Annotated in this window: 9 protein-coding genes; 6 read left to right on the top strand and 3 right to left on the bottom strand. The window is 58.1% G+C overall.

The genetic code is table 11. The annotated features are described in order from the left end of the window. The first annotated feature begins 166 nt into the window (after window positions 1–166). Both ACZ47E_RS11875 and ACZ47E_RS11880 read left to right on the top strand, forming a co-directional pair. Entirely contained in the window at window positions 167–4,927 is a 4,761-nt protein-coding gene (locus ACZ47E_RS11875) for an NAD-glutamate dehydrogenase (protein ID WP_464016855.1), read from the top strand. A gap of 103 nt (window positions 4,928–5,030) precedes the next feature. Continuing rightward, window positions 5,031–6,407: an MFS transporter gene (locus ACZ47E_RS11880; protein WP_278067079.1), complete on the top strand. Its 1,377-nt coding sequence runs from the start codon at window positions 5,031–5,033 to the stop codon at window positions 6,405–6,407. Between the two features lie 57 nt (window positions 6,408–6,464). On the opposite strand, the gene phaR is transcribed toward ACZ47E_RS11880, so the two are convergent. Beyond that, window positions 6,465–7,040, bottom strand: a complete 576-nt coding sequence (phaR, locus tag ACZ47E_RS11885; protein ID WP_072495187.1) for a polyhydroxyalkanoate synthesis repressor PhaR — start codon at window positions 7,038–7,040, stop codon at window positions 6,465–6,467. Between the two features lie 243 nt (window positions 7,041–7,283). Here phaR and ACZ47E_RS11890 point away from each other — a divergent pair, with 243 nt between their 5' ends. From ACZ47E_RS11890 to bfr, 4 genes are all read left to right on the top strand, one after another. Next, a complete protein-coding gene (locus tag ACZ47E_RS11890) occupies window positions 7,284–8,465 on the top strand; it encodes an acetyl-CoA C-acetyltransferase (protein WP_107340698.1) in 1,182 nt (393 codons plus the stop codon). A 157-nt stretch (window positions 8,466–8,622) separates the two neighbouring features. Further along, window positions 8,623–9,348 (top strand): acetoacetyl-CoA reductase, encoded by a 726-nt coding sequence (gene phbB, locus ACZ47E_RS11895; protein ID WP_278067080.1) that lies wholly within the window; start codon window positions 8,623–8,625, stop codon window positions 9,346–9,348. A gap of 265 nt (window positions 9,349–9,613) precedes the next feature. Then, window positions 9,614–9,925: a (2Fe-2S)-binding protein gene (locus ACZ47E_RS11900; RefSeq protein WP_004444092.1), complete on the top strand. Its 312-nt coding sequence runs from the start codon at window positions 9,614–9,616 to the stop codon at window positions 9,923–9,925. After that, window positions 9,891–10,382, top strand: a complete 492-nt coding sequence (gene bfr, locus ACZ47E_RS11905; RefSeq protein ID WP_004444094.1) for a bacterioferritin — start codon at window positions 9,891–9,893, stop codon at window positions 10,380–10,382. Before ACZ47E_RS11900 ends, bfr begins: the two co-directional genes overlap by 35 nt. 31 nt (window positions 10,383–10,413) lie before the next feature. Here bfr and ACZ47E_RS11910 read toward each other — a convergent pair whose 3' ends face one another. Together ACZ47E_RS11910 and ACZ47E_RS11915 are read right to left on the bottom strand one after the other, a co-directional pair. Then, entirely contained in the window at window positions 10,414–10,926 is a 513-nt protein-coding gene (locus ACZ47E_RS11910; RefSeq protein WP_022557006.1) for an RNA pyrophosphohydrolase, read from the bottom strand. A gap of 56 nt (window positions 10,927–10,982) precedes the next feature. Next, entirely contained in the window at window positions 10,983–12,176 is a 1,194-nt protein-coding gene (locus ACZ47E_RS11915; protein ID WP_107340699.1) for a divergent polysaccharide deacetylase family protein, read from the bottom strand. Between the last annotated feature and the right edge of the window lie 14 nt (window positions 12,177–12,190).

The raw sequence follows: 12,190 nt of genomic DNA on the forward strand, positions 1-12,190 counted from the left end.
CGAGAAAAGAAGCAAAAAAATTTCACTTACCGCCTGAAGAAACACGATAGCCTCTTAAACTCTTCGTAATTCCACGCCAATATCCGATTCGACTGAAAAGGCAAAATCCGCAAATTGGCGATGCTTTTTTATATTAAAGTGTGATTTTTGGAGGAATCCACATCAAATGGGCTACAGAAACAATCCAAAACGCGAAAAACAGATCGAAAAAGCGCGCCAGCAGGCAATTGCCGAAAATGTCGAATTTCTTGATCCTGGTATTCTTTATGGAAGGGCAAGTGTCGACGATATAGAATATTATTCCGCCGAGATGCTGGCGGCGAGTGCCGCCCACAGTTTCCAGGCGCTTTCGCGGTGGACCGGGGACACCCCTCATATCAGCATTTCCCAAGTCGAGGGTGTTTCCCCGCGGGACGTGCCGGTAACGGTTCTGACCATTATCGGCCGCAACATGCCCTTCCTCTACGATTCTGTTATGGGCGAAGTCACCAGTAGTTATCGCGGTCTTTATCTTGCCGTGCACCCGATCCTCGTCCGAGACGATGATGCGAAGGGTGGTTACCGCCTTGCCGAGCCCGATGATGATCCGGCCGGCAATATAAGTCTTATCCAGCTGCACATCGCACCGCTTTCGCAGCAGGGAGCCTCGGCTCTGGAAGAGCGGCTTCGCTTCGTGCTGAAGCAGGTGGAATCGGCCTATCGCGACTGGCGGCCCATGCTGGCGAAGCTAGACGAGGCGTTGGATGAACTGTCGAAACGCGGCTCGTCGCGGCGCAAGGCCGAACGGACGGAGGCGGTCGAATTCCTCAACTGGCTTCGCAACGACAATTTCACCTTCCTGGGCATGCGTGACTACACCTATTCCGGCAAGGGGAAGAACGCGAAGATCGAGCGCGGTGACGGCGTCGGCCTCGGCAGCCTCAGCGACCCGGATGTCCGCGTGCTGCGACTCGGCAAGAATGCCGTGACGACGACACCGGAAATCCTTGCCTTCCTCGATGGCCCGGATTTCCTCATCGTTACCAAGGCTAATGTGAAGTCCATCGTGCATCGTCGCGCCTATATGGACTATATCGGCATCAAGCGCTTCGACGAGGACGGCAATGTCGTTGGTGAGCTGCGTATCGTCGGCCTTTTCACCGCAACTGCTTATACGCGTTCGGTCAAGCAAATTCCCTTGCTGCGCGCCAAGGTCGCGGAAGTCGAGCGGCATTTCGGCTTCGATCCAAACAGCCATTCGGGCCGCATCCTGCAGAACACGCTGGAAGCCTATCCGCGTGACGATCTTTTCCAGATCGAAACCGACCTTCTGATCCGCTTCATCGAGCAGATCATGGAGCTCAGCGACCGTCCGCGTGTGCGCGTGCTCGCACGTATAGACCGTTTCGACCGCTTCGTTTCGGCCATCATCTTCGTTCCGCGCGAGGAGTATAATTCCTATGTGCGCGAGAAGATCGGCGATTATCTGAGCAGGGTCTATGACGGGCATATATCGGCCTATTATCCCGCCTTTCCCGAAGGCGCCGTTGCCCGCGTCCATTTCATTGTCGGCCGCACGGAAGGCAAGACGCCCCGCATCGCCCAGGACAAGCTCGAAGATGCCGTCAGCGATATTGCGGCACGCTGGATAGATCACTTCGTCTCCCTGTCCGAACCGGGCGCACCGGTGCTGGAAGTGGATCAGGCCTATCAGGAAGCTTTCACGCCCGAAGAGGCGATCGGCGACATGCCTGATATTCTGGCCGCTGTGAAAGGCGACCCGGTCCGCATTGAATTCCATCAGCAGGAAGGCCAGCCGGCGGGAACGCTATCCCTGAAGATTTTCCACCGCGAAGGCCATCTTCCGCTTTCACGACGTGTTCCGCTGCTCGAAAATCTTGGTTTTAACGTCATCAGCGAGCGCACTTTCGATATCGGCGTCGTGGCGGATGGCGAAAAGCACGACATCGTGCTGCACGACATGGAACTGTCGGTCGCGGCCAGCACGACACTCGACCTGCCGCATTACGGACAGAAACTCGAAGAAGCTTTCCTTGCTGCTTTTTCAGGAAAGGTGGACAATGACAACTTCAACCGCCTGATCCTTGCCTGCGGTCTCACGGTGCGCGAAGTCTCGGTGCTGCGCGCCTACGCACGGTACCTGCGCCAGACCGGAATCGTCTATTCGCAGGAACATATCTCCGAAACGCTCTATAAATATCCTGACATCTCCAGGAATATTTTCGCGCTGTTCAAGGCCGGCTTCGATCCATCCATCGAAGAGAAGAAGCGGCTGAAGAAACTCGCGGAAATTCATAAGGCAATCGAAGCAGCCCTGAGCGGCGTTCCCAATCTCGATGAGGACCGCACCCTCCGGCGTTACGTCAACGCCATCGATGCAACCCTGCGCACCAATTACTTCCAGAAAAATGCCGACGGCACGCCGCGTGACATTCTGGCATTCAAATTCGATCCCAAACATCTGGACGGCCTGCCCGATCCGCGCCCCTTCCGCGAAATCTTCGTTTACGGAACCGAGGTCGAAGGCGTGCATCTGCGTTTCGGCAAGGTTGCACGCGGTGGTCTGCGCTGGTCGGATCGCGGCCAGGATTACCGCACGGAGGTGCTCGGTCTTGTCAAGGCGCAGCAGGTGAAGAACGCGGTCATCGTGCCCGTCGGCGCCAAGGGCGGTTTCTTCCCCAAGAACCTGCCCGCCGGCGGCTCCCGCGACGAGGTCTTCAATGCCGGCCTCGAGGCCTATAAGACCTATATCCGCACACTGCTGTCCATCACCGATAATATTGTCGACGACGCCATCGTGCCGCCGGCTGACACATTGCGGCTCGATGGTGACGACCCCTATTTCGTCGTCGCCGCCGACAAGGGAACGGCCACCTTCTCCGATACGGCAAACGGCCTTGCCCATGAAGCCGGCTTCTGGCTGGACGATGCTTTCGCATCGGGCGGTTCGGCCGGTTACGACCACAAGAAGATGGGCATCACCGCGCGTGGCGCATGGGAGACGGTGAAGCGCCATTTCCGGGAGATGAACACCGACATCCAGACCACACCCTTCACGGTGGCGGGTGTGGGCGATATGTCCGGCGACGTCTTCGGTAACGGCATGCTGCTGTCGGAGAAGATCAGGCTTATCGCCGCCTTCGACCACCGCGATATCTTCATTGATCCGGATCCCGATACCGACAAATCCTTCGCCGAGCGCAGGCGGCTGTTCGAATTGCCACGTTCCAGCTGGCAGGATTATGACCGTTCGGCTCTCTCTGCCGGCGCGATGATCATTTCGCGCTCAGAAAAATCGGTGACGCTGACTCCGGAAGCTGTGGCGGCCATCGGCATCGACAAATCAGTCGCCACACCGTTCGAAATCATGACCGCCATCCTGAAGGCCCCGGCCGATCTCCTCTGGTTCGGCGGCATCGGCACCTACATCAAGGCGGCGGTGGAAACCAATGCCGAGGTGGGCGACAGGGCAAACGACCCCATCCGCGTCAACGCCACGGAGGTGCGCGCCAAGGTCATCGGCGAAGGCGCCAATCTCGGTATCACCCAGAAGGGGCGCATCGCCTATGCGCTTTCGGGCGGGCGCTGCAATTCCGACGCCATCGACAACTCGGCAGGCGTGAACTCCTCCGACGTCGAGGTCAATATCAAGATCGCACTCGCCTCCGCCGTCAATAGCGGTCGCCTGACGATGCCGAAGCGTAACCAGCTTCTCGCCTCCATGACGCCTGAGGTGGCGCAGCTGGTATTGCGCAACAACTACCTGCAATCGCTTGCGATCTCGCTGACCGAGCGGCTGGGCCTTTCAAACCGGGAAGAACTCGGCCGCCTGATGAGCGCACTGGAGGCAACCGGGCAGTTGAACCGCAAGGTCGAAACCCTGCCCAACAATGCCGAGTTCAGCGAGAGATACGCCAACGGCAAACCGCTGACCCGGCCAGAGATCGGCGTGCTCCTGTCCTATGCCAAGCTCACTTTGTTTGATGCACTGGTGGCAAGCACGCTTCCCGACGAACCCTATCTCCAGCATCTGCTGGTCGATTATTTTCCGGCCAAGATGCAGAAGAACTATGCCGACGATATCAAATCGCATCGCCTGCATCGCGAAATCGTCGCGACCGCACTTGCCAATGCCGTGGTCAATCGCGGCGGCCCCGGCTTCGTGCAGAAACTTGCCGATGCAAGTGGTCTGCTTGCGGCCGATGTCGTCAAGGCAGCGGTAATCGTTGAAGATGGCTTCGGTCTCAAACGACTGTGGAGCGAGGTCGATGCGCTCGACGGCCAGATCGGGGGCGAAGTTCAGAATGGGCTTTATGCCACGATCACGCGTATCTTCACGGATGCGAGCAGGCTCTATCTGCAAACCGGGAGCGCGGGTACGACCCCGGGCGACATGGCGACGGAAATCGAGCGCCTGAAAACCGCGATCAAGACGCTGTCACCGGCAGCGGCGAAATATCGCCGCGAACTCGGCATCACGGAAATCGATGGGGTTCCGTCCGCTCTTCTGGAGGAACTCGATACGCTCTCGCTGCTCGTCTATGTGCCTGAAATCATGCGCATCGCCGAGAGTGCGGGCACAACGCTCGCGCGCGCCGCTGAAAGCTACGCCACCGTCTCCTCGACCTTCCGTGTCGCGCGCCTGCTGGATGCCAGCCAGCGCATCACACCGGCGGATCATTACGAGAGCCTGGCTCTCCTGCGCAGCCAGGACCAGATTTCCTCATCGAGACGCCGGATCGTTATCTCCGCCCTGACAGAATATGCCAGGGAGAAGGATCCGGTTCAGGCCTGGTATGCGGCGGATCGCGTGCGGGTCAATCGTATCGTCTCCGAACTCGGCGCGCTCAGCGAGAGCGGCGATACAAACCTCGCGCGGCTCACCGTGGCGGCGGGCCTGCTTGGCGATATCGTTCAGGCACGCTGATTGGCCGCCTTAAAAACGCCATCCGGGTCACCACCCGGATGGCGCCAGACAAGACGATGCACCGGCATCGCGCCGTATTTCGCAATTTCCGATAGGACGATGAATGACTAGCCCTGCCCCAAATGCGCAAGCAGTCGTTACCAAACGCGGCATCTGGGGCTGGGTGATGTTCGACTGGGCGGCGCAACCCTTCTTCACGGTTGTCACGACCTTCGTTTTCGGGCCCTATTTCGTCGCCCGCCTCACCGACGATCCCATTTCGGCCCAGGCGACGTGGAGCAATGTGGCGACGGTCTCGTCGATCATCATCGCCCTCTTCTCCCCTATCCTCGGCTCCATTGCCGACCAGTCCGGCGCACGCAAGCCGTGGATCGCCTTCTTTGCCGTCATCAAGATCGTCAGCCTGTGTCTCCTTTGGTACGCGGCACCGGGATCGCCGGTCATTCTGCCCGTTATCTGCATGATCCTCGCCTCCATCGCGGCGGAATTCTCGATCGTCTTCAACGATTCCATGATGCCGCGGCTCACCAATCCACAAAATGTCGGGCGCATTTCCAATCTCGCCTGGGGGCTCGGTTATCTCGGCGGCATGGTGGTGCTGATTGCAGTCGTCACCCTGCTGGCGGCAAACCCCAAGACCGGGCTGACGCTCGTGGGAATCACGCCTCTTTTCGGCCTCGACCCCGCCTCCGGGCAGGACGCGAGAATAACCGGACCAATTGCCGCGCTCTGGTACCTGATATTCATTCTGCCAATGTTCTTATTGACTCCGGACTCTAACAAGGGTCTGCCTTTCGGGGCCGCAATCCACTCCGGACTTCGGGAGTTAAAGACGACACTTCGCGAGCTTCGTCACCGCCCCATGCTGCTACGGTTTCTAATCGCGCGCATGCTTTATCAGGATGGCGTGAATGGCGTCGTAATCTTGGGAGGCGCATTCGCGGCGGGAATGTTCGGGTGGGAGACAATTGAAACTGGTCTCTTTGGCATCCTTCTGAATGTCGTCGCCATCGTCGGATGCTTTGCCGCAGGGCGTGTTGATCAAACCCTCGGGTCGCGCAACACCGTACTCATAAGTCTGGTGCTGCTTTTGCTTGCGACCATTGGCATCGTTTCCACAGAAAAAGGTTCAACCCTATTCGGATTGCTTCAACTTTCCACGGATGACAATGACAGTTTCTTCGCGACAGCAGCCGAAAAGGCTTACCTGCTTTATGGGGTGCTGATCGGGCTTGCTTTCGGCCCTGTTCAAGCCTCATCGCGTTCCTATCTTGCCCGCAACATCAGCGTAGCGGAAGCCGGCCGCTATTTCGGCATCTATGCGCTTTCCGGTCGCGCCACGAGCTTCATGGCGACACTGTCATTTTCCATAGCTACCACTCTCAGCGGCTCCGCCCACATCGGCATGGCAACGCTAATCGTCTTTCTCGGAGCCGGTTTCCTGATGCTGCTGCGCGTGCCCGAACGAACGGCAGGCTGAAGGCGCAAGTGAGGCCGACGCCTTGTTAAAGTCGAGCATCGGCCAGTTGGCGCTGGCTCAGAGCTGGTCGAGCTTTTGCTGCAATGCGCGCAACTGCGCTTTCAGCTCATCGATTTCGGACGGATTGGGCTTGCGGGTTTCCTTGGGCGCCTGTGGCATTGCAAAAGGCGTGAAACCCTGCATTGCCTGCCGGAACAGTTCCGTATTACGGCGGATCTGCTCTTCCATCATTTGCAATGGCGCCTGAAAATTGCGGGCGAGCGAGCCGTCACCGAAAGCCTTGGCCATATGCTCCTGCATCTGGCTCTGCTGGTCGGAAAAGGTCTTCATGGAATGTTCGAGAAATGTCGGCACGACCATCTGCATCTGGTCGCCATAATAGGAGATCAATTGACGCAGAAACGCCGTCGGCAACAGCGTATTGCCGGTTTTGGCCTCCTGTTCGACGATGATCTGCGTCAGCACGGCGTGCGTGATGTCTTCGGATGACTTCGCGTCCTGAACCTTGAAGTCTTCACCACGCTTGACCATCTGCGCCAGATCATCAAGCGTCACATAGGTGCTGGTGCCGGTATTGTAGAGCCGCCGATTGGCGTATTTTTTAATGATCGTTTCGCCGTCGTGTTTCGCCATGCCCGCCTCCTCGCGATGATGGTATTTTTTTGTTTTTTGGTGTTATTGCTCTTCCCGGCGCAAAGTGTATGCGCAAAATGCGCTGTCTGACAAATGTTTTGTGCATCGCAACAGTTTGTTTTTTGCGCAGCAATTTTTAGCAAGATTCCAACGTGATTTAGCAATATCTTTTAAAGGAACTTTCGTCATTTGACTTGGATTGAAAGCTTTGCCAGTCTCCGCCCGCAAGTGAGGAGAAAACAAATGACCCTGCCTTCAATCGTGATTGCCAGCGCTGCGCGCACCGCCGTCGGCTCTTTCAATGGCCACTTTGCCAATACGCCAGCCCACGAACTCGGCGCGACCGTTATCAGTGCCGTGCTTGAACGTGCCGGCGTTGCGGCGAACGAAATTGATGAAGTCATTCTCGGTCAGGTCCTCACCGCGGGCGAAGGGCAGAACCCGGCGCGGCAAGCGGCAATGAAGGCAGGCATTCCGCAGGAAGCGACCGCTTTCGGCCTCAACCAGCTCTGCGGCTCGGGCCTGCGCGCCGTGGCCCTCGGCATGCAGCAAATCTTGACGGGTGATGCGGACATCGTCATTGCCGGCGGTCAGGAATCCATGTCCATGGCGCCTCACTGCGCCCATTTGCGTGGCGGCGTGAAAATGGGCGACTTCAAGATGATCGACACCATGCTGAAGGACGGCCTGACCGACGCCTTTTACGGCTATCACATGGGCATCACCGCTGAAAACATAGCCCGCCAGTGGCAACTCTCCCGGGATGAGCAGGACCAGTTTGCGGTCTCATCCCAAAACAAGGCTGAAGCCGCACAGGCTGCCGGACGTTTCGTGGACGAAATCGTCGCTTTCACCGTGAAGGGTCGCAAGGCCGATATCGTCATCGACGCCGATGAACATATCCGCGCCGGCGCCTCGCTGGAAACAATGGCCAAGTTGCGCCCTGCCTTCGACAAGGACGGCACCGTGACGGCGGGGAACGCCTCAGGTCTGAACGACGGCGCAGCCGCCACGCTTTTGATGTCGGAACAGGAAGCAGAAAAGCGCGGCATCAAGCCACTGGCCCGCATTGCCTCCTGGGCGACGGCGGGCGTCGATCCGCAGATCATGGGCACCGGCCCCATTCCCGCCTCCCGCAAGGCCTTGGCCAAGGCCGGCTGGTCGATAGGCGATATCGGCCTCGTCGAAGCCAACGAAGCGTTTGCAGCCCAGTCCTGTGCCGTCGTGCGCGAGCTTGGCCTTGATCCTGATATCGTCAACGTCAACGGCGGAGCGATTGCCATCGGCCATCCGATCGGTGCTTCGGGCGCCCGCGTCCTGAACACCCTGATTTACGAGATGCGCCGCCGTAATGTGTCCAAGGGTTTTGCGACACTCTGCATCGGCGGCGGCATGGGTGTAGCCATGTGCATCGAGGCGCTCTGACGCGCGGGCCGCCCGCACTTGCCAAAAAGCAATTCCGGTTCAGCGGACAATAGGATAGAAGCGGCCTCCCATTGGCCGCATTTCTGTGGCGGTTGAGCACGACGAACAAGCACCTGCACAACTGCAGGCGCTTCAATGACAGGTCATGGAGGCCTAGATGAGCCGGGTTGCTTTGATTTCCGGCGGGACGAGCGGTATAGGTGCCGCCATCGCCCGCGCCCTGCAGGCAGCCGGCTATCGGGTGGCCGTCAACTATGCCTTCACGACGGACCGGGCCGAGACATTTCAGACGGAGACAGGCATTCCTGCGTTCCAGTGGGACGTGCGCGACTACGACGCGTGCGTCAACGGTATCGCTGAGGTGGAGGAAACCCTCGGGCCGGTCGAAATCCTCGTCAACAATGCCGGCATCACCCGTGACGCCATGTTTCACAAGATGACACCGCAGCAGTGGCGTGATGTCATCGACACGAACCTCACCGGCGTCTTCAACATGACCCACCCCGTCTGGCCGGGCATGCGGGAGCGCGGTTTCGGCCGCATCGTCAATATTTCCTCCATCAATGGACAGAAGGGTCAGGCGGGCCAGGTCAATTACTCCGCGTCGAAAGCCGGCGATATCGGCTTCACCAAGGCGCTCGCGCAGGAGGGCGCAAGCCGCAATATCACCGTCAACGCCATCTGCCCCGGCTATATCGGCACGGAAATGGTGAGAGCGATCCCGGAGAAGGTTCTGGCCGAGCGGATCGTACCACAAATCCCCATCGGACGGCTTGGGGAACCGGAGGAGATCGCGCGTTGCGTCCTGTTTCTCGTCTCGGACGAGGCTGGCTTTATCACCGGTTCCACAATGACGGCCAATGGCGGTCAGTATTTCGCCTGACATTTACACGTCCGCTGCTCCGGCCGGTTCAGATCAGTAAACTTCTCGTGATATCGTGACAGCACATTTTGGCGCGCACGAAAACTTGAGCAGGACAGGACGTAAAAAAGAGACAGCTAAACCAATGAAAATACGACATTTTTCGTATAGTTTAGAACGAGTCTAGAAATCGTTATGAATTTGAAAAGAGGTTTTTCTTGACATTCGCTGTCCTGTTTTGGTTTAAGAACGAAAACAACGTGTTGCGTCATACAGGCAGTCCATCATGCTGGTTTGCAGCTGCAATTACATCACCGATCATGAGATCAAGGACGTTATCAACGAGCTCCTCGATGAGGACTGTTGGCAGCTTATCGTTCCCGCAAAAGTGTATCATGCCATGGAAAAGCGCGGTCGCTGCTGTGGCTGCTTTCCGACCGTTGTCGACCTGATTATCAAAACCACGGAAGAATATCACGCCCGTCGGCACTCGACTGAGGCCGATGTTTTTGATTTTATGTCCCGCCTGAAGCGATTCCACGAAGAGAACAGGAGAGCGGACATTGAAAGGCGACAAAAGAGTCATCGAGCGGCTTAACGAAGCCCTTTTTCTCGAACTCGGTGCAGTAAACCAGTATTGGCTTCATTACCGGCTTCTGAATGACTGGGGTTACACCAAGCTTGCCAAAAAGGAGCGTGCGGAATCCATCGAAGAGATGCAGCACGCAGACAAGCTTATCGACCGGATCATCTTCCTGGAGGGCCATCCCAACCTCCAGACCGTTGCTCCCCTGCGTATCGGACAGAATGTCAAGGAAGTGCTCGAAGCCGACCTTGCTGGTGAATATGATGCAAGAGCGTCTTATAAGAAATCCCGCGATATCTGTCATGAGGCCGGTGACTACGTTTCGATGAAGCTGTTCGAAACGCTGCTGATCGACGAGGAGGGTCATATCGACTTCCTCGAGACCCAGCTCGAACTGCTCGGCAAGATCGGCGAAGAAAAATACGGCCAGCTCAATGCGGATTCCGCCAACGAAGCGGAAGACCACTAAAATACGGAAAAGGCGGCCGGCGGCCGCCTTTTTATTTATCGGAAAGGTGCCGGAATTCGGCAACCACTTTCTCGTAGACGCCGCGCTTGAACGGAACGATGAGTTCAGGCAGGCTCTCCATCGGCTTCCAGTCCCAGGCATCGAATTCGGCTGCGTGCCCCGTCGGTGGCGGATCGATCTGGATTTCGCTTTCGTCGCCTTCGAACCGGAATGCGAACCAGCGCTGTGCCTGGCCGCGATATTTACCCCTCAATCCGATGCCGATCAGTTCCGGCGGAAGATCGTAGTGGATCCAGTCGCTCGCTTCCGCCAGCAGCCGCACCGTTTTCATTCCCGTCTCTTCGTGAAGCTCGCGAATGGCCGCAGCCAGAGGCCGCTCGCCCTCATCAATCCCCCCCTGTGGCATCTGCCACAAATGCGGCGAGCCATCATATTCGGAATTGCCTTCCTTGATGCGCCGGCCGGCCCACACCAGGCCTTCGGCGTTCAGAACCATCATCCCCGCACAGGGACGATAGGGCAAATCTTCTGCTTTGATTGTCATGGGTTTCCCGCATTGTCTGAGCGCCACAAGGGCGCGGAAATGGCCGCAGGCAAGGTTTACTGCCCCGCCGGCTCCGAAACAAGGGCGGAAACGCCGACGATCTCGATACCGCGGCCCGCCGCTTCCCGGGACCACCGCGAGATCGCCGCAATGCTTTCATCAAAAGCAGAAGCCACCCCGATCGCCTGACCATTGCGGCGCGCGACCCGCTCCAATTCGTCCAACTTCCGCAAGATGGAAGCTTCGGTCACTTCGCCATCAAGCAGAATATCGGCAAAACCCTGGGGGGCAGAGATGGCCTTTGCAATCCCGCCACTCAGGGACTGCGCTGACGAACCATCGTCCAGAAATAGCAGACCACGTTTGCCGATATCACGCATCACCGGCTCCAGCGCCGCCTGCTCGGCGAGAAAGCGCCCGCCGAGATAATTCATGATGCCGGTATAATTGGTGATTTTGGCCATGGATCGATGCAGCCGGTCGAGGTTTACCTTGGCGGGATCGGCGGCAATCAATGTATCCGGGCCGGGATTGGTGCCGGGATAACCAAAGGGCTCCAGCGGTATCTGGAGAAGAATTTCGTGGCCCTCACGGCGTGCTTCCTGCATCCAGCGTTGAAGGCTGTTGCCGCTGGCGGCAAAGCCAAGCGTCACCTCCGGCGGCAGTTCCCGTATCGCCTTTTGCGAGCCTGTCTGGCTGAGGCCGAGACCACCGACCACGATCGCCACCCGCGTGCCCCGCGCTCCCGACCAGGGCCGCGCATATTGCTCCATCGGCCGCAATCCGTCGGCGCCCACCACTGGCAACCTGCCAAAGGCCGTATCCTGGAGCAATTCCTCGTTGGGCCGCGTGGCCATCCGCGGGTCCTGGCCATAGGTCTGGCCGCTCATCAACACAGGCCCGTCATTATCACGGGGCCGAGGAGAATAGACTGAGACAACATTACCATCGGGCATGGTCGCACGATTGATGTTCGCGCCAGATCGGCCACTTTCCGGTTGCAGACCAGCCGTTTCGGCCTCCCCGTCCGGTACGGATGGTTCAGCTTTGTTTTGCGCAGGCGTCAGTTCAAGGTCCGGCCCGGTCGCCGTCCTCTGCAGATTGCCGGGCGAGAGCGCCGTATAGACGGACAGTCCGCCGATGGAAAGAACTGCAAGCGCCGCCAGAACCATAATGACGGAAAAGCGCCGGTTGATACCGGCGCTTTTTTTCTGACGACCCAGAAGCGGTTTTCGCAGGTCCGAAGGCAATGAACGATCCGTCC

This window comes from Agrobacterium sp. 5Ca39 (assembly GCF_055382365.1).